At 40.5% G+C, this 21,472-nt stretch carries 23 protein-coding genes; 6 read left to right on the top strand and 17 right to left on the bottom strand.

Annotated elements, in window-relative coordinates; genetic code table 11:
* Window positions 1–9 precede the first annotated feature (9 nt).
* Complete coding sequence (locus IZT61_RS17390; protein WP_196098301.1) at window positions 10–987, top strand: glycosyltransferase family 92 protein; 978 nt, start codon at window positions 10–12, stop codon at window positions 985–987.
* A 211-nt stretch (window positions 988–1,198) separates the two neighbouring features.
* On the opposite strand, the gene IZT61_RS17385 is transcribed toward IZT61_RS17390, so the two are convergent.
* The 8 genes from IZT61_RS17385 to IZT61_RS17350 form a co-directional block, all read right to left on the bottom strand.
* On the bottom strand, window positions 1,199–1,720 hold the full coding sequence (locus IZT61_RS17385) for a gluconokinase (protein WP_196098300.1): 522 nt from the start codon (window positions 1,718–1,720) through the stop codon (window positions 1,199–1,201).
* 6 nt (window positions 1,721–1,726) lie between these two features.
* Window positions 1,727–2,737 (bottom strand): ferrochelatase, encoded by a 1,011-nt coding sequence (gene hemH, locus IZT61_RS17380; protein ID WP_196098299.1) that lies wholly within the window; start codon window positions 2,735–2,737, stop codon window positions 1,727–1,729.
* Between the two features lie 526 nt (window positions 2,738–3,263).
* Complete coding sequence (locus tag IZT61_RS17375; protein WP_196098298.1) at window positions 3,264–3,938, bottom strand: fatty acid desaturase; 675 nt, start codon at window positions 3,936–3,938, stop codon at window positions 3,264–3,266.
* 128 nt (window positions 3,939–4,066) lie between these two features.
* Window positions 4,067–4,915 (bottom strand): 4-hydroxy-3-methylbut-2-enyl diphosphate reductase, encoded by an 849-nt coding sequence (locus IZT61_RS17370; RefSeq protein WP_196098297.1) that lies wholly within the window; start codon window positions 4,913–4,915, stop codon window positions 4,067–4,069.
* Between the two features lie 12 nt (window positions 4,916–4,927).
* The gene (locus tag IZT61_RS17365; protein WP_196098296.1) at window positions 4,928–5,602 is read right to left on the bottom strand and encodes a carotenoid biosynthesis protein; all 675 of its coding nucleotides are present in this window, start codon (window positions 5,600–5,602) and stop codon (window positions 4,928–4,930) included.
* Window positions 5,572–6,669, bottom strand: a complete 1,098-nt coding sequence (locus IZT61_RS17360) for a glycosyltransferase (protein ID WP_196098295.1) — start codon at window positions 6,667–6,669, stop codon at window positions 5,572–5,574. The genes IZT61_RS17365 and IZT61_RS17360 overlap by 31 nt, the downstream gene beginning before the upstream one ends.
* Complete coding sequence (locus IZT61_RS17355; protein ID WP_230383747.1) at window positions 6,666–7,304, bottom strand: lysophospholipid acyltransferase family protein; 639 nt, start codon at window positions 7,302–7,304, stop codon at window positions 6,666–6,668. Before IZT61_RS17355 ends, IZT61_RS17360 begins: the two co-directional genes overlap by 4 nt.
* 122 nt (window positions 7,305–7,426) lie before the next feature.
* The gene (locus IZT61_RS17350; RefSeq protein ID WP_196098294.1) at window positions 7,427–7,933 is read right to left on the bottom strand and encodes a phosphoribosyltransferase family protein; all 507 of its coding nucleotides are present in this window, start codon (window positions 7,931–7,933) and stop codon (window positions 7,427–7,429) included.
* 128 nt (window positions 7,934–8,061) lie between these two features.
* Between IZT61_RS17350 and IZT61_RS17345 the strand changes: the two genes are divergently transcribed.
* A complete protein-coding gene (locus IZT61_RS17345) occupies window positions 8,062–8,766 on the top strand; it encodes a head GIN domain-containing protein (protein WP_196098293.1) in 705 nt (234 codons plus the stop codon).
* A 314-nt stretch (window positions 8,767–9,080) separates the two neighbouring features.
* Here IZT61_RS17345 and IZT61_RS17340 read toward each other — a convergent pair whose 3' ends face one another.
* From IZT61_RS17340 to IZT61_RS17330, 3 genes are all read right to left on the bottom strand, one after another.
* Window positions 9,081–9,482, bottom strand: coding sequence for a hypothetical protein (locus IZT61_RS17340; RefSeq protein ID WP_196098292.1), 402 nt, complete (start codon window positions 9,480–9,482; stop codon window positions 9,081–9,083).
* A gap of 81 nt (window positions 9,483–9,563) precedes the next feature.
* The gene (gene rlmD, locus IZT61_RS17335) at window positions 9,564–10,976 is read right to left on the bottom strand and encodes a 23S rRNA (uracil(1939)-C(5))-methyltransferase RlmD (RefSeq protein ID WP_196098291.1); all 1,413 of its coding nucleotides are present in this window, start codon (window positions 10,974–10,976) and stop codon (window positions 9,564–9,566) included.
* Window positions 10,977–11,184: 208 nt separating this feature from the next.
* Window positions 11,185–11,295, bottom strand: a complete 111-nt coding sequence (locus IZT61_RS17330) for a phenylalanyl-tRNA synthetase subunit alpha (protein ID WP_196098290.1) — start codon at window positions 11,293–11,295, stop codon at window positions 11,185–11,187.
* Window positions 11,296–11,486: 191 nt separating this feature from the next.
* Between IZT61_RS17330 and IZT61_RS17325 the strand changes: the two genes are divergently transcribed.
* Both IZT61_RS17325 and IZT61_RS17320 read left to right on the top strand, forming a co-directional pair.
* Complete coding sequence (locus IZT61_RS17325) at window positions 11,487–11,945, top strand: DoxX family protein (RefSeq protein ID WP_196098289.1); 459 nt, start codon at window positions 11,487–11,489, stop codon at window positions 11,943–11,945.
* Between the two features lie 43 nt (window positions 11,946–11,988).
* Window positions 11,989–13,692, top strand: coding sequence for a M28 family peptidase (locus IZT61_RS17320; RefSeq protein WP_196098288.1), 1,704 nt, complete (start codon window positions 11,989–11,991; stop codon window positions 13,690–13,692).
* 1 nt (window position 13,693) lies between these two features.
* Here the strand turns inward: IZT61_RS17320 and rhuM are convergent, their stop codons facing one another.
* Entirely contained in the window at window positions 13,694–14,677 is a 984-nt protein-coding gene (rhuM, locus tag IZT61_RS17315) for a virulence protein RhuM/Fic/DOC family protein (RefSeq protein WP_196098287.1), read from the bottom strand.
* Window positions 14,678–14,716: 39 nt separating this feature from the next.
* Here rhuM and crtD point away from each other — a divergent pair, with 39 nt between their 5' ends.
* A complete protein-coding gene (gene crtD, locus IZT61_RS17310) occupies window positions 14,717–16,195 on the top strand; it encodes a 1-hydroxycarotenoid 3,4-desaturase CrtD (RefSeq protein WP_196098286.1) in 1,479 nt (492 codons plus the stop codon).
* A gap of 154 nt (window positions 16,196–16,349) precedes the next feature.
* Here the strand turns inward: crtD and IZT61_RS17305 are convergent, their stop codons facing one another.
* From IZT61_RS17305 to IZT61_RS17285, 5 genes are read right to left on the bottom strand one after another with little or no spacing between them, the layout of a single operon-like run.
* Entirely contained in the window at window positions 16,350–16,853 is a 504-nt protein-coding gene (locus IZT61_RS17305) for a shikimate kinase (protein ID WP_196098285.1), read from the bottom strand.
* 19 nt (window positions 16,854–16,872) lie between these two features.
* Entirely contained in the window at window positions 16,873–17,319 is a 447-nt protein-coding gene (locus IZT61_RS17300) for a DinB family protein (protein ID WP_196098284.1), read from the bottom strand.
* A 1-nt stretch (window position 17,320) separates the two neighbouring features.
* Window positions 17,321–18,376 carry an ABC transporter permease gene (locus tag IZT61_RS17295; protein ID WP_196098283.1) on the bottom strand — a complete coding sequence of 352 codons (1,056 nt, stop codon included), beginning with the start codon at window positions 18,374–18,376 and terminating at the stop codon, window positions 17,321–17,323.
* The gene (locus IZT61_RS17290) at window positions 18,376–19,527 is read right to left on the bottom strand and encodes a BT_3928 family protein (RefSeq protein ID WP_196098282.1); all 1,152 of its coding nucleotides are present in this window, start codon (window positions 19,525–19,527) and stop codon (window positions 18,376–18,378) included. Before IZT61_RS17290 ends, IZT61_RS17295 begins: the two co-directional genes overlap by 1 nt.
* Window positions 19,528–19,532: 5 nt before the next feature.
* Window positions 19,533–20,078 (bottom strand): DUF1599 domain-containing protein, encoded by a 546-nt coding sequence (locus IZT61_RS17285; RefSeq protein ID WP_196098281.1) that lies wholly within the window; start codon window positions 20,076–20,078, stop codon window positions 19,533–19,535.
* Between the two features lie 97 nt (window positions 20,079–20,175).
* Here IZT61_RS17285 and folP point away from each other — a divergent pair, with 97 nt between their 5' ends.
* Window positions 20,176–21,033: a dihydropteroate synthase gene (gene folP / locus IZT61_RS17280; protein WP_196098280.1), complete on the top strand. Its 858-nt coding sequence runs from the start codon at window positions 20,176–20,178 to the stop codon at window positions 21,031–21,033.
* The last annotated feature ends 439 nt before the right edge of the window (window positions 21,034–21,472 follow it).

The raw sequence follows: 21,472 nt of genomic DNA, 5'->3' as shown, positions 1-21,472 counted from the left end.
CCTGAAGTAATGAACAAAACAGTCGCAAGCTTCTTAACCACCTTCATTCCTAATCGTTCGAAAAAGGAAAAGTGGAATGAGATCTTAACCAAAATCAACTTAGCAGATGTAACCAAAAAGGGGCTTGCAGAGATTGTTGCGGGCCTGATTCCGCATAAAATGACCAGAAACCAATGGCGTGGGATTTTGCGTTATGGGCCTTTTAGTGCATTAAAACTGATGGCAAGTTTACCCGGCAAAAAGAACATTAAACCAGATTATTATTTGGCAGTTTGTGCAATTGCCAAAAACGAGGGGCCTTATTTTGAAGAATGGATTGAATGGCATCGCAAGTTGGGCGTTGAAAAGTTTTATATTTACGATAACGAAAGTACCGACAATACCCGCCAGATTTTGGAACCGTACATTTCATCGGGAATGGTTGAGTATACCCTTTGGCCGGGCATGAAACAGCAGCTCATGGCTTATGATAATTGCCTCGAGAAACATCGTTTAGATGCCCGCTGGATTGCTTTTATTGATTTGGACGAATTTATTTTCCCTGTTAAGGATAGTTCTATCCCCCGCTTTTTGAAACGTTTCGAGGATTTTTCGGCCGTAGAGATAAATTGGTTAATTTACGGCAGCGGTGGCGCAAAGGTAAAAGAAGCCGGAAAAGTGATGGATCGTTTTAAGCATCATGCTAAGCCCGAAGCGCACTTAAACAGGCATGTGAAAAGCATTGTTAATCCCCGTAAAGTGTTTTCGTTCATTGGTTGCCATGAAGTGGCCAGAATATCGGGAAGTACGGCCGATTCGCACGGTGAAACCGTAACTCAAAACTTTTGGTATCGCGAACCAAAACAAGATATCATCCACATTAAACACTATGCCGTTAAATCGTACGAGGAGTTTTTGGATAAACGTGCTCGTGGTCGAGCGAGATCAATAACGATGCGTAATTTGGATTATTTTAACGATTACGACTTGAACGACATTGAAGATTGAGTAAAACAACAACAATTAAGTGGTTACCCGGATTAGTTACAAGATTGAAATCTTGACCAGCAAATAGTCAACTTGTCATTCTGACGAAGGAAGAATCTTTTACCTACGAAGTTGTTGCTCTTAAAAAAGCAGAAGCCCGTTAGTTCCTTATTTAAATCCAGCGTTAGTTATGATGAGATTGCAAAATCCGACCAGCACTGGTTAAACAACGCTAGCGTAATGATTTAATAATCAAATCAGCGCTTACAATCGCCTGAACAATTTCCTCTACGCTTTGGTCGATTGAGATTTCGATAATATCATTTTCATCGCTTTCCGGTTCTTCCAACGTATTGAACTGACTTTGCAGCAAACTTGAGGGCATATATTGATGCGAACGCTGAGAAATGCGTTTGTTAATCAATTCGAAACTTCCTTTCAAATAAACAAAGCGCATTGATGGATTCTTCTCTCGCAACAAATCGCGATAAGTTCTTTTTAACGCTGAGCAAGCCATAATGCATGTGGTACCGTGCGCCACCTGATCGTGGCCAACTGAGGCAATTAGCTTTAACCAATCGATGCGGTCTTCATCAGTTAAGGGGATGCCTGCCGCCATTTTATCAACATTCCTTTGCGAATGAAGATTATCTCCATCAACAAAATTGGCGTTCTCTAACTTTTCTGCGAGCGCATTTCCGACAACGGTTTTGCCGCTTCCTGAAACTCCCATTAAAACGATAAAACCTGCCATAGAAATTTATTTTACCATTCCCGCCAGCGCCTCAATAAATACCGGACTGTCGTTTAAACTTTCAACCAATTGAACATGCTCCCCGCCCAACGCTCTAAATTCTTCATGATACTCGACAGTAATCTCATAAAGGGTTTCCAGGCAATCGGCCACAAATGCAGGACTAAAAACAAGCAGGCGTTTTTTGCCTTCAGCGGCCAGTTTTTTCAAAACATCTGTCGTATAAGGCTGCACCCAAGGTTCCTTTCCCAATCGGGACTGAAAGCAAACCGTATAATTTTCTTTCGATATGTTGAGCGCTTTGGCAATCAATCGGGCAGTATCATGGCCTTGCGCCGAATAACAAAATTTATTAGTGTCGTTTAACGTTTGGCAGCAATCGGCGCTTTTTAAGCAGTAATTTCCGGTATGATCGCATTTTAACAGCTGACGCTCTGGCAATCCGTGGAAACTGAACAATACATGATCGTAGCTTTCTACCTGATGTTTTCGTGCATTTTCTGCAAAAACTTGAATCATCAGCTCGTTATCATGGAACGAATTAACAAAAGATATGGGAGGAACGGTTGGCCACTTACCCACCAGCTCCATTACCAATTGCAATACTGAGCCTGTGCTTGCCGATGCATACTGAGGGAACAAAGGGATAACCTGAATACTTTCTACCAAGCCGGCCTTTAAGTTTGCCAATGCCGATTCTATTGATGGGCTTTGGTAGCGCATAGCTAATTCTACATGGTAGCCTTCGCCCAAGCGTTGTTGCAGCATTTCTGCTTGCTTACGGCTATAGTACAAAAGTGGCGACCCATTTTCGCTCCAGATTTCTTTGTATAATTTTGCTGTTTTCGGGCTGCGGAAAGGCACAATTATCCCCTTTACCAGCAACGTTCTGTTCAACCTGGGGATATCGATAACTCGCTCGTCCATTAAAAATTGATCGAGATATTTTTTAACATCTGCTGTTGCCGGACTATCGGGCGTTCCTAAATTTACCAGTAAAATCCCCTTTTTGCTCATACTTGAAACGATATGTTTTGTGGCGCAAATATCGCCTTTTTATTATATTTAAGCGATCGTAAAAAGATGATCGTCGACATTTTTTAGTCAAAAAAGCCATAATATTTGAACGGATACCTTTCACATTTTGATTTCTATAACAGGAAATGGACGGCCATTGCCATAAAAACATTTTAGCCCTGCTGTACGCTATAGCCTCGCGAAAAAGCTGGGGTTGCCGCTGCCATCAGGTTTATTTACAACGGGTGACTACAATAAACGAAACAGGCTATAAAAAAAGAGGACTTGAAACAGCGCATCATTGTACTTTTTTACGGTCATCCAGAGTGGTAAATTTTTAGTAAAAATCCACTATAGTGACGTTTCTAAGGCGGTCGTCATTGCAAGGCACGAAGCAATCTCCTTGATTAACTAATATTTCGCATGAGATTGTTTCACTCGATGAAACCGATTTCGCAATGACAGAAATAAAAACATCAATGGCATTGACAACTGTGCGGAACCTTGCTTTCTAAAAGCAAATACCTCAGCCTTTGGTTTTGTGCAGTTGCCACCAGGGCATACCTGGTTTTTGATGATGTTCGAGATGATAACCAAAAAAATAACAGGTTATAAAAGCAATAAAGTGGTTTTTTTGCAAGGTGGAGGAATGGTATTCGTTTTCATGCTCGCCTTTATGCGGTAAATAGGTTCCAAAATAAAACAATTGTAAGGTGCTTAGCAATGAAGGCAAAACCCAAAACAACAATAAGTTTTGCTGATCTACCCAAATTTTAAGCACATTGAAGGCAATGGCCATAATAATTAGTTGAATGACGGTAACATAATTGAGCATAAAACGAAAGTACCATTTCCAAAAACTGTGGGGTGCAAAATCGGGATCTAATTCAGTATGAACATGTTGATGATGTTGATGGTGCTTGGCATAAAGGCGATTATAGAAAAAGCCAGCATAAAGAAAAACGGATATGTAGCCCAATAAGTCATTTACTTTTTTGTTTGGCGATATTGTGCCATGCATGGCATCGTGGGCAGTGATAAAAAGGCCGGTAAATAGGTGCATTTGCACAAAAACCATCACATAAACCAATGGGTTGCGCCAATCGAAATCCCAGTTTAAGAGTAGGTACAGCGAAACAAACCAACACGAAATAACGATTAGGGCGACTACAATTCCGGTATGTGAGTTTTTAGTTTCCAATTTTGATTCTCTTGTTTTGGGCAATTTTAAAAAAAGAAAGGTCCATCCATAAAATGTCACCCTGAGCGTAGTCGAAGGGTAGTATACGGGCTTCGACTACGCTCAGCCTGACAAGCTTCATAACAGGACTAGTATTGCTCCAACGCTGCTTTTACTTTCTCCATTAGCCACATTGGCGTAGAAGTTGCTCCACAAATACCCACTTTATCGTTCTCATCAAACCAGGTATAATCTAGCTCTTCAACGTTTGAGATGAAGTAAGAGTTGTCGTTATACTTTTTACAAACATCGTAAAGTACCTTTCCGTTTGATGATTTTTTGCCCGAAACGAATACGATTTTATCATAGTGGCTTACAAAATCTTCCAGTTCTTCGTAGCGGTTAGACACTTGTCGGCAAATGGTATCGTTCGCCTTCACTTCGTAGCCACGCCCCAGCAACTGATCTTTTATATGGTAAAATTTATCGGTGCTTTTTGTAGTCTGGCTATATAAGGTAAACTTCGATGGCAGCTCAACATTGTCGAGCTCAGCCAAATCCTGAAAAACAATGGCCTTACCGTCGGTTTGTCCTTGCAGGCCAATTACTTCAGCATGACCATGCTTGCCAAAAATCAAAACTTGCTCATCATCATCGTGAGAATTTTTAATTCGGTTTTGCAATTTCAAAACAACAGGGCAAGAAGCATCAATCAAGGTTAAATTGTTTTCTAAAGCCAATTGATAAGTTGATGGTGCCTCGCCATGAGCCCTAATCAACACCTTTTCGTTTGTTAAACCCTTTAGCACTTCGTGGTCGATGATTTTCAAGCCACGGTTGGTCAACCGTTCAACTTCTTCATCGTTATGCACAATGTCTCCGAGACAATAGAGGTAACCTTCGCTATCTAAAATATCCTCTGCCATTTCTATGGCGTAAACAACGCCAAAGCAAAAGCCCGATGATTTATCTATATTAACCTGCAAGTTATAACCCATTGTAATGCAAAATTAAGCAAAAATATTTGTACGGGTTGTCATGTACAAGACAACAAAAAAGAATAACTGCGAAAGGAACATTGCGGTACCGATATATTTTTGCTGCTTTAACCCGAGCGCATAATAAAACTTAAGCAGAATGATGGATACGACGAACCAGGCCACGTAATTTTGAATGGGAATTTGGTGCCAATCCCATTGCCAGTAATCGAATTTTATGGCCACAGGCTCTAAAAAATAATCGAATACAACCAAACTTACCGCCCCACATAAGGAAGCCAAAATACTATTTCTTATTTTAAAGCTTTTCATCATCTGGCCCACACTAAAAATTAAGATTACCCAGTTAACCCCCATTAAAAGTGGCACAGCAAACACCTTGTAACCAAGCGTATCGCCGTAATAGTAACTGCCAAAAATCTTACCGGTATGCACGCCTAAAACCTCGACCAAAAAACCACAAAGAAACACTCCTGATACAAAAAGCAACAAGCGTTTTACATCGGCATTGTAGGCAAATACAATGATGGCAAACATAAGCAATAAGTGAAAAGGAATGAGCTTGATAAAATAAGGTTGTGCCGATGGAACTATAAACCCAATTAAGCCTACCAAATGAAAAATGATGATTACAGCAACTGCGATTTTCTTTACCTTTAAATCGTATTGATCGTTCTGCCTTTCCATGTGCCTGTTTTAGAGATGTGTTTTTTTATTGAGATGAATGAAATAATTAAGAAAAACAGCATCTGAAATGGATGCAAAATCAAATTCATCAAAACATTTTGTCCTGATAAATACGATATCATTGTTCTGCTTAATACAATTAAGGCAACGGGCAATACCAGTAACGAGATGTTAAAATAAAACAACAGCAATACTGGCCCAATTATTACCAAAAGCTGGTAAAATAGCAATATTAACACGTTATTGCCAAAACCTGCAAGTAAATTTTTACTAAAGCCGTTTAGCGCTTCATTCAGGTTTTTGTACATCCGGCAATAAATCAGGCCATTGGCCAAAAGCGCCTCCGCATTAAATTTTTCTTGTTTAACCAGTTTTATAATTTCAACATCCTCCACCACCTGGTGCCTTACCTGCTCGTGCCAACGGTTTTCTTTGTAATTTTGGGCGTTAAAAAACATGCATTGCCCACTTGCCGCAGCAAAGGCCGGGTTTTTAGATAACTTAACCAACCTGAGTGGTAAAAGGTTTAACAAAATGAAATGCATAAGCGGAACGGTAAGCTTTTCGCCAAGCGTTTGCATCACCTGATTGGTAAAGATGCTGAGCAAAGCAAGCTTTCCCATCTCCATGCGGGCAATTAAACTGTTAATTAATCCACGAGCGATCTGTTCGTCGGCATCAACAAATAAAAGGTATTTGCCAGTAGCAAGCTCAGCCAACTGATGACAGGCATAGTTTTTTCCGAGCCAATTTGTGGGAAGCGCTTTACCTTTTACAATTTTAAAGCGGGGGTTCTCCGTGCAGAATTTGCTTACCAGCGCATAGGTGTTGTCGCTGCTTCCATCATCTAAAACAATAACCTCATAATTGGTATAATCTTGTTCCCTGATTGATTTTAATAAATGCAAAATGTCATTTTCCTCATCCCTAACCGGAATAAGGATCGAAACCTCATCGTTATAGTGCTTTAATGACCTCGCCAGCTTCGGATTAGACAGGAAGTTGAATAAGGTAACAGAAAATCTGATCACCAGAAAAACAAGCACAGCATAAATAAAAATCGTCATTCGGTAATTTCTGTTTGTTTAACAACCGATTGATCGTAATGTTTATTGTAAGCGCTTTTTAGTAGTTGTAAACTCACATATTCTTCGGTTTCCCAGGTTTGCAGGTAAGTTTGTACCGTTGGTTTTCGCTTGCCGAAATAATCAACAAAGGTAGCGGCAAAAACAATGGCGATGTTTTTATGACTGGAGTTGATCATTTGCATTACACCCTTTTTAAAATCTATCGACCTTGAATGATTGGAGTGTAATTGGCCTTGCGGAAACACCAAAACGAGGTTTTTTGGGTCATTCAAAAGTTGCCCAGCGTAATTAAGTGTTTGGAGCACATCCCGGCTTTTATTTTCGGATGCAAAAGCGCCCAGATATTTTAAAAAACCAACGCTATTATAGTTTTCGGCATTGACCAGAACATGAAATTGCCTTTTAAAAACCCGTTTGTTGATGTAAAAGATAAAGAAACCGTCCCACCAGCTAAAATGATTGGCCAGAATGAGTATGGCAGCGTCTTGTTTGGTTTCTATCTCATCATAGTTGAAAGCCGCAAAATCTTTTTTGATGATGTATCGGATGTACCAGGAGAAAAATTTATAGATAAAGGTATTTTTTCGCGGCTGATACATGGAGGGAAATTGCAAAAAATTGGGGTTATTTGCAAATATGAGCGCATGATTTAGCGCATTCTTGAGTAAGAGAAAGAAAATTTGGAGTAAAATAGCTTTTTCAAACTAATTTCACTTGGTAGGATCGGCCCTATCCATCAACTAAGATAAACTCTGTCTTCCTCTCCTTCTACGTCGATAATAACATCCACATGCTCCTTTAAAACGGTGGCCATTTCCAGCCCGACAAAGTCGGTTGCGATAGGGAAAATCTTGTGGCTTCTATCTACCAGTACTACGGTGCGAATCTTTTTATGTGGGGTATTTAAAAACACGCCCAGTCCATAGGCCAGCGTTTTGCCACTATTCAAAACATCATCAATAATAATGATTACCTTATTTTTCCAATGGCTCTGGTCGAGATCGGTAGTTTCGATTAATTTGCTACTTTCTCGCTCCAGATCTATGCGAAGCAGTGTGAGTTTAAAATCGGAGATTTCTCTGAGCACCTTCTCCAACCTAATTGCCAATTTGTAGCCACGGTCCCAAATCCCGGCGAGTACAATCTCTTTCTCGCCTAAATTATCCTCAAGAATTTGATAAGCGATACGATCTATTTTCTGCTGGATTTGTTTTTTATCGAGAATTAGGAGTTGCGATGCCATACTATAAAAAGGTTGAATACAAAAAGAACGATTTTAAGGATGAAATTCAAACTATTTGAAAAATAATTTCAATTGCTTGCAACGTTTTTGCATCGCATGCGTCTAATTAATAACCTTAAACCAAAAACATGAAATTATTTGCGAAATCGTCGTTATTTCTCTTGCTCAGTACCTGCGGATTTATAGCGAATGCACAAGACACAAAAAACTTTCCCATAAAAAACTTTAATAGCATTGGCGTAAGCAGCGGTATCGATTTATACCTTACGCAAGGCGGCAGCGAAAGTGTGAGCATCACATCAGATGAGGAAACACTCAAAAACATTGTGGTAGAGCAAAACGGCAACAACATTAATATCAAATTTAAAGATGGCTTTAGCTTAAGCGGTATATTTAAAAATCGCGAAATTAAAGCCTATGTAAATTATAAAACGCTGGCTGCGCTTGCAGCCTCGGGCGGATCGGATGTTTACACTCGCAATCAACTAAAAAGCAACAAGCTGGCTATTCGTTCCTCGGGAGGCTCAGATTTGAAATTGGAGGTTGCGTGTCAGGATGTTACCATTCAATCGAGTGGAGGTAGCGACATCGAAATTAAAGGTAAAGCAACAAATATGAGCATTCAATCGAGCGGCGGAAGCGATATAGACGCTTACGGGCTGATTACCGATTATGCCAAAGTACAGGCATCGGGCGGATCGGACGTGGGTATCTATGTAAATAAAGGATTAGAGGCCGCAGCCAGCGGTGGCGGCGATGTGAGTTATAAAGGCAATGCCGCTTTAAGAAAAAGTGCAACTTCGAAAAGTGGTGATGTTCATCACGTGAATTAAGAACTTAGTTTAGTTAATGATAATTCGCCGCTTTGTGGATGCAAAGTGGCGTTTTGCTTTTTTTACTAGTTCATTGGTTATTGGTCATTGGTCATTGGTTCATTGGTTATTGGTTATTGACGCATTGGTTCACCGTTAGAGAGATTGCTTACCAATGAAAAATCGGCACAGTTCGGCTCGCTTATGCCCAGCCTTGCTACAAAGTAGCCCCTTCGGGGCAGTGACGAGCCCATTAAACTTTCAAGCCCGGGAGTTCTCTCTGCACTTAAACTTCGGACTCCCGACTTTCTGACTCCCGACTCCCGACTTTCGGACTACTTATACGGATAGTAAATAAAGTTAGCGCCTTCTGGTACAACTACAAAAACGCACATAAAATCTTCTGGCTTTTTGTAAGCCTTTAAAAAAGCTTCTTTTTTATCTTTTTTGATGATTCCCTTTTCTACAAATTCTTCTAGCGTTGAAGCCTGAATTGTCCAATTGGTGTTTAATTCTTCTTTGTTTAAAATGAGTTCGCCAATGTTTACCTCATGCTGGTGTGCAATAAAAATCGGATGGGAAGATATGCCCTCAACCATAATTTCTATAGCCACTTCCTTCATTGCATCAGCGTAAAACTCAAGGTCCTTTTCTAAACTTACTAACGGACTCTCTTGCTTTTTTTGCGGCTCTCCGCTATTTTCTGGCGTTGCGCCCAATAATTCTTCTCTATCCATATTCAAAAGGTAAAGGGTGAAAGGTTTAGGGTATAAGGTTAATTTTTAAAGATCGACAAAGTGACCTTAAACCTTTTTATCCTATGCCTTTAACCTTAATAAAACTACATTTTCAACGTGTTGCGTATGTGGAAACATATCTACAGGCTTAATGCGCACAACATCGTATTTCTCTTTCAACATTTCCAGGTCTCGGGCCTGTGTAGCGGCATTACAGCTAACATAAACAATCTTTTCAGCCTCCATTTCAAGCAAGCGCTGCACTACATCGGCATGCATGCCGGCCCGCGGCGGATCGGTTATGACCACATCTGGCTTACCATGTGCCAAAATAAATTCTGCAGTTAAAATGTCCTTCATGTCTCCTGCATAAAAAATGGTGTTGTCTATTCCGTTCAATTCAGAGTTAAACTTCGCATCTTCTATCGCCGTTGGCACATACTCTACGCCCACAACCTGTTTAACATCCCTGGCAATAAAATTCGCAATTGTTCCGGCCCCGGTGTAAAGATCGTAAACCAATTCATCGCCAGTAAAACCCGCAAAGTCTCTTGTAATTTTATACAACTCAAACGCCTGCTCTGAATTGGTTTGATAGAATGATTTTACGCCAATCTTAAATCTGATACCATCCATCTGCTCAAAAATATGATCGCGGCCCGCAAAAACATTCACCTCCTGATCAAAAATGGTATCGTTCTTTTTTTGGTTAACAATATATAAAAGTGAGGTAACCTGCGGAAATCCGTCTTTTAAAAAGCCCATCATCCCATCAATCTCATTGGCCTGCGGGTAAGCAAACACAACGGCAACCATCACTTCGCCTGTGCTCGATGTGCGGATAATCAGATTGCGCAATGCCCCCTCGTGGTTGCGTAAATCGTAAAACGAGATATTATTTTCTAAAGCGTATTTACGCACCGCGTTTCTGATCGAGTTAGACGGCTCATCCTGCAAATAGCAATGTTCAATATCCAAAATTTTATCAAAACGAAGCGGAACATGAAAGCCCAACGCATTCATGTCGAAGTCTTCATCACGTTCTACATCAGTTTTTTCGAGCCAACGCTTATTAGAAAATGTAAATTCGAGTTTATTGCGGTAATATCTATTTTTAGCGGAGCCTAAAATCGGTTCTGCATGCGAAGTATCAATTTTGCCAAGGCGTTGTAACGCAGCCTCCACGTTCTTTTGCTTAAATTTTAATTGTGAATCGTAACCCATATGTTGCCATTTGCAACCTCCGCAAGTGCCAAAGTGAGGACAAAAAGGGTCGGTGCGTAAAGCTGATCCCTCGTGCAACTGTTCAATTACCGCTTCGGCAAAGTTTTTTTTCTTCTTGGTCAACCGAACATCAACCACATCGCCGGGCACAGCCTTGTCTACAAAAATGACCAGTTCATCGGCCTTGCCCACGCCTTTTCCTTCTTCAGCGATATCAATTATATGTACATTCGGAACAATGGTTACCGTTCCTGATTTTCTTCTACTCATTATTTTGCAAAGATAAGGGTAAAAGCTGAAAGACTAAAGTAGAAAGGTTAAAGGAGGAAAGTAGGAATTCCAGAGTCAAAATCTCAAATCTGGTAATCATTCCGAAAGGATAGAAAGGTTGGCGATTGAATGGTGAGCTAAAGTTACAGGTCAATAATATTCCGATCGAACAACTGCTGCCCGTTTCCTATTATTCTGGTTTAGAAGTTTATTCGCCAAAAAATTTAAATGCGGCTGTCCAAAAGCCATTAAGCCAATTAAATTTTAAGTCAAACTTTTCATCTACCTGCACTGAAAATTCTAATATTTCTTTGCTCATCTCGAAAACCTTTGTCTATTTACACAATAATACAAAATTTATACCAAAAACCAAAACGGTATAAATTAAATTTGCATTACTTTGACCTTTTACTCCAATAAGAACATCAACTGATTATCAAGCATTTATTTGATTTGATTGCAAAAAACCGTAACTTGATTCATCATTTCACATAAAAATGGAGGTTCATCATGAACGTTATCCGTAAAATTGAACATTGGGGAGATGCCCATCAGACAAAATGGCTCGACTTTCTTCGCATCATCCTCGGACTGGTTATTTTTGGAAAGGGTGTTTCGTTTATCAGCGATACATCCGTATTGCAAAATCTGATTACTCAAAACAACGTATTTGGTTTCTCTGGCATGATGATCAGTGTGGCCATCCACGTTGTAGCTTTTGCCCATCTGGTAGGCGGAGTTTTAATTACTTTGGGCCTGGTTACCCGGTTTGCGGCGGTTATCCAAATTCCGATTTTGCTATTCGCCGTATTCTTTATTAACCTTGCACCTGGCTTTTCGATGCCAAACTCCGAATTGTGGTTGTCGGTTTTAGTGCTTTTCCTGCTCATTATGTTTTGGGTAGTTGGCTCGGGGCCACTGTCTGTTGATGAAAGCCTGAAGCACAAAGTTGGCAAGCGATACGCTTAATTGAAATTGAATATTCTTAGTATCTTTCGGTTTTAGAACGAAAATGAAAACGAAGATACTTTTTGCGCTGCTTTTAGCGGGATTGACAAGTTACGCCCAAAATACAACTGACAATTATTTCAAGCTGACCCGCAGTGGTTTCAACGCCAAAAACGCATTAGAAACTACCGCTTTTGTCGAAAAGTTTTTTCGTGTTCCCGGAAACGCAGGTTTTAACGCCAGTATTTACCGCGTAGAGAAAATTTTGAAAAAAGCCGGCTTTGTTCTGCAAAAAGAAAATGAGCTTGAGGCACCCCTCACCTACCGGATTGAAAAGCGACCACTAAAAAGCAACACCTGGGAACCGGTTAACGCCAGCATTACTATTGCTGGAGAAACGGCGCCGCTAATTTCATTCAAAACCAACCGCAATATGATTCCGATCAACTGTGGCTCTACCCCGAAGGGTGGCGTTACGGTCGAAGTTGTATTTGTAGATAAAGTCACACCAAGCGAAATTGAAAAACTAGATATAAAGGGAAAGATCATTTTTGCGGAAAGCCATCCGGCGAGGTTATTGGCGCTGGCAACAAAGGCAGGTGCAATTGGCGTGCTTGGCTATTCGATGCCAAAGTACACACAGCCCAAGGTTCATCAAACCTCTATCCAATTCGGCAGTATGAAAGCCAATAGTGAAGTGTGGACGTTACTACTTTCTTATTCGGCAAAAGAAAGGTTAAAGGCCGCCTGCGCAAAAGGCTTAACGAAGATAAAAGTCGATATCGAAACCAAAATTTACCCATCACAGGAATTAACGATTGTTGCCAACCTGCAGGGCAGCGTAAAGCCGAAAGAGCGTTTTGTTTTTAGCGCACACGTGCAAGAACCTGGCGCCAACGATAATGCCAGCGGTGTTGGTACTTTAGCCGAGATGGCACGATTAACCGCTGAACTTTACAAAGCAAAAAAGATTATGCCACAGCGAACCCTCACCTTTTTATGGGGCGACGAGATAACATCAACAAGAAGATATATTACTGAAGATACGGCACGTGCTAAAGATATCATGTGGGGAATGAGCCTGGACATGGTGGGCGAAGACACCAAGAAGACGGGCGGATCGTTCCTGATCGAAAAAATGCCAGATCCTTCGGCAATTTGGACGCGGGGTGAAGATAAACATACGGAATGGGGCGCTGGCGAGGTAGCTGAAAAAGATCTGTTTCCGCACTATTTTAACGATTTTGTTTTTGATATCTGTAAAACTCAGGGCAAATTTGCCAACTGGACGGTTAACTACAACCCGTTTGAGGGAGGAAGCGACCACACACCGTTTCTGCAAAATAAAATCCCCGGCTTATTGATGTGGCATTTCACCGACGTGTTTTACCACACCGATAATGACAGGATTGACAAGGTTTCGCCAATTGAAATGAAAAATATTGGAATTAGCGCATTAACAGCCGCCTACACCTTGATTTCTGCCGACGAAAATACAGCGTCGAAAACTGTTACACAGATTAAAAGTGATGCCTTGACACGCTTAAAAACCGAATTTGAATTGAGCAAGCAGGCAATTGCCGCCGGCAAGGAAGTGGCTAATGAAAAACATATTTTAGAAGTGTGGTGCAAATGGTATGTAGATGCACTCGCTACTGTTAACCAAATGCCGGTTAAGGCTGAAACCACGCGTGTAGGGTCGGCCATAAAGTTTGCCGTTAATGAAATTGAGAAACAAACGAAATTGTACCTTTTGGAATTGAAATAAGTTAATTTTTATCGTTTATTAAATTGGTAACGACTTTTATCATCATTTCTTTTTCCAAAGGATTGCTTTCGGCAATTAATAAAGTGAGCGCAACCAACGCATTGTCGGCAATTCGTTTGCTGCCATCTTCTCGATAAAGCATTTTGTTTCGGTCTAAAAACCAAATGAACAAAAATGCTGCAATCCGTTTGTTTCCATCAGTAAAAGAGTGATTTTTTACAACAAAATAGAGCAGATTTGCGGCCTTCTCTTCCAAACTTGGATATAGTTCTTCCCCATCAAATGTTTGATAAATAGTAGATAATGAACTTCTAAAAGATTGGTCTTTTTGGTTACCGAATAGTTTGCTTCCACCAAATTTATAGCGTAAATCGTTAATAGCTTCGACTGCAGATTCGTAGTCTATTTTAAAATTTCCCTTTAAATTTGATACAGTATGTTCTAGTTTTTGATGATCGTAACGATCCAGTACATCAAGCGCATATACATAATCAACTAGAATTTTGAAAGTGCTTTTCAATTGCTCATCATTTAGCAACTGCTTGTTTTGTACGCTATTTACTAATTTAATAGCTTGTTTAAGTTGGGCCAGTTGCTGGCTTTGTTCTTGCAATTTTTTGTTGTTCAGCGCATAACCATTGATCAGGTAATCTTTTAAAACTTGATTGGCCCAAATACGAAACCTCGTACCTTCTTTAGATTTTACACGGTAACCTACTGAGATAATAACGTCTAAACTATAATGTTCAATTTGATATGTTTTGCCGTCCGAGGCAGTTGTCGCCTTTTTTGCGACAACTGCCTCTCGTAGTAGTTCACCCTCTTTAAAAACATTAATAATATGTTTAGAAATTGTTTTATAATCTTTATCAAATAATTGCGCCATTTGTCTTTGCGTTAACCAAACAGTTTCCCCTTGTAAAGCAACCTCAATTGCTGGCAAGCCCATATCGTTTTTGTAAATAATTATTTCACCCTTGTTCATGCCATAAGTTAATAAATATTTTTATCCTATTTTCGCAGCATGCCTAAACCAAAAGCAATAATTATAGGAGCTGGGGTTGCCGGAATTGCTTCGGCAATTAGAATGGCTGTAAAAGGTTTCGATGTAGCGGTTTTTGAGGCTAACGCTTATCCGGGTGGTAAGCTCGCTGAGATTAAGCTCGAGGGCTTCAGATTTGATGCCGGGCCAAGCCTGTTTACCATGCCACAATACGTTGATGAACTTTTCGAACTGGCCGGAAAAAACCCAAAAGACTATTTCGAATATGAAAAGCTGAATGAAGTTTGCCGCTATTTTTACGAAGACGGGTTAAGGTTGACCGCACATACAGATTTGAATAAGTTTGCGGCAGAAATTGAGCAAAGAACGCAATCAAGCGCGAAAGAAGTGAAACGTTTTTTGAAAAAAAGCGAAACGATTTATGACATCACACATCGGGTTTTTCTGGAAAGATCACTCCACAAAATTAAAAGTTATTTACATTGGGATACGTTGAGATCGGTTTTTAGATTTGGGCAAATAGACGCTTTCAGGACACAGGCGAAGGCGAATGAAAGCTCTTTTACGGACGAAAGAATAACGCAGATTTTTAACAGATACGCTACCTATAATGGATCAAATCCGTATCAGGCACCGGCTACGCTAAACGTTATTCCACATTTTGAATACCATTTCGGCGCATTCTTGCCTAAAAATGGCATGTATGGCATCATCGATGCGCTTGTTAAACTGGCGAAAGACCTCGGCGTAAAATTTTTGATGAATTCGAGGGTTGATGAAATCGTGTATGACAACAAAGTGGTCACCGGTATTAAAATCAGCGACAAACTGATCGCATCGAGCGTTGTAATTTCGAATTTGGACATTTGGTTTACGTACAGAAAGCTGTTAAAGGCTTTTCCAGCTCCCGAAAAATTATTGAGTCAGGAAAGAAGCAGCTCGGCCTTGATTTTTTATTGGGGCGTAAAAAGTAGCCATCCGGAACTGGGTTTACACAACATTTTTTTTGCTAAGGATTATAAAGCAGAGTTCGACTCGATTTGGAAAGCGGAAGCCCCGTATCACGACCCCACGATTTACATTAACATTACTTCGAAACACATTGAGAGCGATGCACCAGCCGGTTGCGAAAACTGGTTTGTGATGATCAATGTTCCGGCAAATAAAGGTCAGGACTGGGATAAACTGATCACCCAAGCGAAGCAAAACATCTTACAGAAGGTCAATAGCATATTAAAGAAAACGATTAACGATGACATCGTTTGCGAACGCGTGCTTGACCCGCGGGGTATTGAACTGAACACAGGTTCGTACCAGGGATCGCTTTACGGCAACAGCTCAAACAACCAGTTCGCAGCATTTTTAAGGCATCCAAATTTTAGTTCACAAATTGAGGGGCTTTATTTTTGCGGCGGCAGTGTACACCCGGGCGGTGGCATTCCGTTGGCCTTGCTATCGGCCAAAATAATCGATCAGGATTTGGGGATTAAAGGATTATAGTATCAAGAAGTGCGTATCAATATCAAGTTTGGCATACTCAACTTTCTGCACTTTTAGTCCTTTCCCTTAGTCTTTCTGACTCCGGACTTCAGACCAGGGATTCTTGCCTCTTTTCGCTTTCAGCTTTTGGGTTAAACCCACTCCCTTCCGCCTTCTAACCCTCCGACTTGATGGCCTGTTCCAGTTTCTCACCATCGAGATCAAAGGCATCAACAATTATCTTTGCTTTGGTATAAAAAGGCGCTCTTTCTTGCAGTTTAACTTTAATAAATTCCAAAAGCTGATCATCATCCAAATCTTTTATCAACGGCCGTTTTTGACGGTTATGCAGTCTCGATACCAAGGCAGCCGGTTCCATCTCAAGATAAACCGTTTCACCATTTGCATTCATCCAGTCCATATTATCAAAAAAACATGGTAATCCGCCCCCGGTTGCTATCACGCAATGCTCAGGATAATCGAATGTTTTAAGCATTTCACTTTCATAATCTCTGAAGCCGCTTTCTCCAAACTCGGCGAAATACTCGGCAATAGTTTTACCTGTTTTCGCTACAATTTCTGCATCTAAATCAATTACAGGACAATTTAAACGATGCGCTAATTGCTTCGCCTTTGTGCTTTTGCCGCAGCCCATATAGCCGATTAGGAAAATTTTCATGCTGTTTATTCTATCCGACCTATAACAAATGGTCGCGTTTTAATATAATATAATCGGTTACCGGAGGTTCAAAGCCCTCTTTTTTCAACAACGTTACTACCTGCCCGCGGTGATAAGTAGAATGATTAAATAAATGAAATAAGATTTGATCTATTTGATTTTCAAATTGGACATTTCTCGAATTGCTGTATGTAATTTGCTTTTCTAAGGAACCCGCTTTCAATATGTTTCTGATTCGCTTAAAATTATCAATAGAGATCTGTTCGAAACTTTCTTTTTGATGGATATCCCAAACCCCGTAAAGCGGTTCTTCACCCGAAATCCGGTACGCCCAAATGTGCTGCGCATTGAGGATATGACTAAATAATCTTTCTGCACCGGGCAGCTGAACGGTTGCCTGTTTAAATATTTTGATAATTTGCCCGTCTGCAAGCTCGGTATAATTAGTGATTTCTTCTTCTTTCATCTTAAGCCAATTTAACCCGTGGGTCGACATAAGCATATAAAATATCGACAAGGATATTGATGACTACAAAAACGAAGGCGATAAACAATATCGATCCCATTACAACCGGGAAGTCAGACATTTCTAACGCGGCAACGGTTGTTCTGCCCAACCCGTTGTAGCCAAAAATATATTCTACAAAGAACGAACCAGCCAAAAGCGATGCAAACCAACCAGAAATAGCCGTGATTACCGGGTTCATGGCATTTTTTAATGCATGCTTATAAATAATTGATCGCCTGCTTAAGCCCTTTGCCCGGGCGGTACGGATGTAATCCTGGGCAAGCACATCTAACATGGCACTTCTGGTAAGCTGAACAATTATCGCCAGTGGCCTTAAACCGAGTGTAATCATCGGCAGCCAAAGATTTCTTAATGTTAAAATCTCACCGTTAAAAGGATCGTAAGAATACAGGCTTCCGCTCATTTTTAAACCTGTATAATCGCTCAGTACAAATCCGAAAAGCCAGGCGATGATGATGCCCGCAAAAAACGAAGGTGCAGAAATCCCCAAAATAGCGAAGGTGTTTGCAGCTTTGTCGATCCACGAATCTTTGTAAACGGCAGAGAGCACACCTAACAATACGCCGATAATGGTGGCGAAGATCATTGCCGTCAAAGCTAGAATAAACGTATTTGGAACGGTTTCGGCGAGTATTTGCGTTACGTCTCGCTTGGTTTGATAAGAATTTCGAAGGTACGGCCATTTTAGCACCAATGCTTTTTCATTGAAATCGATCAATTTGGCGTAATGGTACTTTGTTTGTGTTGTGCTGTCGTTATCGAGCACACTAATGGGCGAAAGATCGTTTACATAAAGTACAAACTGCATAGGCTTGGATCGATCGAGGCCAAACTCTTTACGAACGGCTTCGAGCGACTGTACGTCTGAGCGCTGCCCCATAGTCATTCGGGCCGGATCGCCGGGCAAAATATTAAAGAGCACAAAAACAACCAGCACAACGCCAGCCATAACCAACAGGCCATACAGCAATTTTTTTAGTGCATATCCAATCATTATTTATCGAAGTATTTTCTGCTCAATTGATCAAAAGTGGGTACGTTATGGTAATGCCATTTGTTTACCACTACGCCATTACGCAATAATAAAATTCCGGGGTTTGCCCTCACCATGCTTTTCAAAGGCACTGCATCAGCATAAAAAACCTCCGAGAAAAGGTTGTTTTTCTTGATAAACGCTTCTGCATCCTGCGCTGAGTTGGATGTTAACAGTACCGAACGAATGTTAAACTGTTGCGTAGCGTTTAAAGCAAGCGCATTTAACTTGCCAATTGCTTTTTCGTCAGCATTTTTCAAATCGTAAGCTACAAAGATCAGATTATAGTATGGGTTTTCGATCAACTCTTTGGTGTAGTCGGTACCAGAGGCATCGGTAATAATTAAATCCTTTATTTTGGGCTCAAAACCTTTTTTAACCAGGCGCTTTTGGGGCTCACCAACAATTTCCCAGTTGTCGTCTTTCCAAATTTCCGTCTTTAAATACGCTTTATCGCTCATGTCTTTCTCGGCCTTGGTTTTTTTGTTCTTAAGGTGATACATGATCTCAAATTCATCAGGTTTTTCTCCCGGAGGAATCACCATTAATGACGGGATATGGGCGCCGACTTTATAAGGAAGAAAATCGATAACGGGCAAAACATTGTAGGTAAAAAGGCCGAAACCCAAAGAAAGCAACGTAACCACAATTGCAATGTTCCTTTGCGTTGATTCCTTCTTAAAAATTGGTCGTATTAAATCCTTATTTACAAAGATTATAATAATTAAAACCAGCAGAACAACATCTTTACTGAAAGATTGCCAAGGGGTTAGCGGAATGGCGTCGCCAAAACAGCCGCAGCTGGTTACTACTTTAAACGCAGCAGAAACGAACGTTAAGAGCGTAAAAAATACAATTAGAAGCAATAAACCCCAGGCTACTTTTCTGCTCCAAAAACCAAATAGCAGCAATGCGCCGAGTACAATTTCTAAGGTACATAGCAAAATGGCAATTCCGGTTGCAGCGCCATTTAAAAAGCTTAAATGAAAAACATCGAAATATTCTTGCAGCTTATAGCCGAAACCCAAAGGATCATTAGCTTTTATTAATCCTGAGAATATAAAAAGTACGCCGACAAAAAACCTCGAAAAGCCTAAAACTATGTTCTTCATTTATTTTATTTAACTCCTAATTTAATGAGTGCAAAAACCGAATAGTTGAGCATATCTTGATAATTCGCTTTCACGCCTTCAGAGGCCAGTGTTTGTCCTTCGTTATCTTCGATTTGCTTTACGCGAAAAATCTTCATCAAAATTAAATCTGTAAGCGAACTGATGCGCATTTCTCGCCAGGCTTCTCCGTAATCGTGGTTTTTGGCAAACATCAAATCCTTGGTCTCCTTCACTTTTGCCTCGAACAAACTTTCTACTTGCTCAAACGGAAGTTCGTTGGGTTCGCCATCTGTTAATTCCAGTTGCATCATTGCAATTACACAATAATTAACAATCCCGATATATTCTGAAGTGATGTTTTCGCCAACCAAACTTACCTTTTTCTCTTCTAATGTACGAATGCGTTGTGCTTTTATAAATATTTGATCGGTAATAGAACTTGGTCTGAGAATGCGCCACGCTGTTCCATAATCTTTTGTTTTTTTAAGAAATAAAGATCTGCAAACAGCGATTACTTCATCAAACGCTACAGCGGTATTTGTTTGTGCCAATTCGGTAAATTATTTAGTTTAATGTATTTTTGTTGGGAAAAAACAAAAGCTAAAGATACATTTTTATAGCGAAACACAAATCCCGAAAGGGTTTATTATGGCAGAAAAAAACTTTTTTGAACCGAAGCGGAGCCTAAACATCAAAGGTAAATTAATCGATTTAAGTACGCCAAAGGTGATGGGAATTCTGAACATCACTCCCGACTCTTTTTATCCCGATAGCCGAAACACCACCATTAAAGAGGCCATTGCCAAAACAGAACAGTTTTTAAATGAGGGGGCGGCTTTTATCGATGTTGGTGGATATTCCTCTCGTCCGGGGGCGAAAGATATTTCAACCGATGAAGAGTTGCAGCGGGTAGTACCCATTATTGAGGTTTTGGCCAAAGAGTTTCCCGACGCTGTTTTTTCTATTGACACTTTTAGGTCCCGCGTTGCCGAAGAAGCCATACAGGCGGGTGCGCATATTGTAAACGACATTTCGAGTGGCGATATGGACGAGATGATGTTGAAAACGGTAGCCAACTTACAGGTTCCCTATATGATTATGCACATGCAGGGAACACCTCAAAACATGCACCTTAACCCGGCTTACGGAAATGTTACGCTTGAGGTTGTAGATTATTTCGCAAGGAAAGTAGCAGAGCTAAGAAAGTTAAATGTGCATGACGTGGTTATCGATCCGGGATTTGGCTTCGGAAAAACGATGTCGCACAACTACCAGTTATTGAATGAACTGGAGGCGTTCAAAATATTTAAACTCCCGGTTTTGGTCGGTTTTTCGAGAAAGGGCATGATTTACAAAGCGCTGAACATTACAGCGGCCGAGTCGTTAAACGGAACTTCGGTGCTAAATACCATTGCGCTGCAAAAAGGAGCCGGCATTTTAAGGGTTCATGATGTAAAGGAAGCTGTTGAGTGTGTGAAGTTGGTAGAGCGGATGACGAAAGGTTAACTGGTTTGCTGCCACAGTCTTAATCGTCAATCATGTTGATGTATTGTTTTGAAATCGCAATAAGGTGAGTTGCTGTTGCTATTGGAATCTCGGGAAAGCATCCGCACAAAGTCGTTTAGTTAAAAAGAAATTATAAAACAATGTCACCCTGAGCATTTCGGCTACGCTCAATACAGGCTAGTCGAAAGGCAGATGCTTATCAATTATTCTATGAGAAAAAGTCTTCAACTCCGCTCAGACTGCCGTTTTTAAAGCGTGCCCCCAAAAAGTTAGACACTTTGCTGACTCACTTCTCTTTTTGCTCGGTGGTTTGTTGATGGTCTGCGTTTCATCGCTTGCGGATCCTTCCCCGATGCATCCTATCGTGTGGACACATTTTTGAAATATCGTTTTACGAGCTGAAACCATTAAAATGACAACACATTTTATGGCGTTTTCT

Origin of the sequence: Pedobacter endophyticus (assembly GCF_015679185.1) — a bacterium.
Classification (GTDB): Bacteria; Bacteroidota; Bacteroidia; order Sphingobacteriales; family Sphingobacteriaceae; genus Pedobacter; species Pedobacter endophyticus.
Note: the sequence above shows the minus strand (reverse complement) of the source record. Positions and strands in the feature narration are given on the sequence as shown.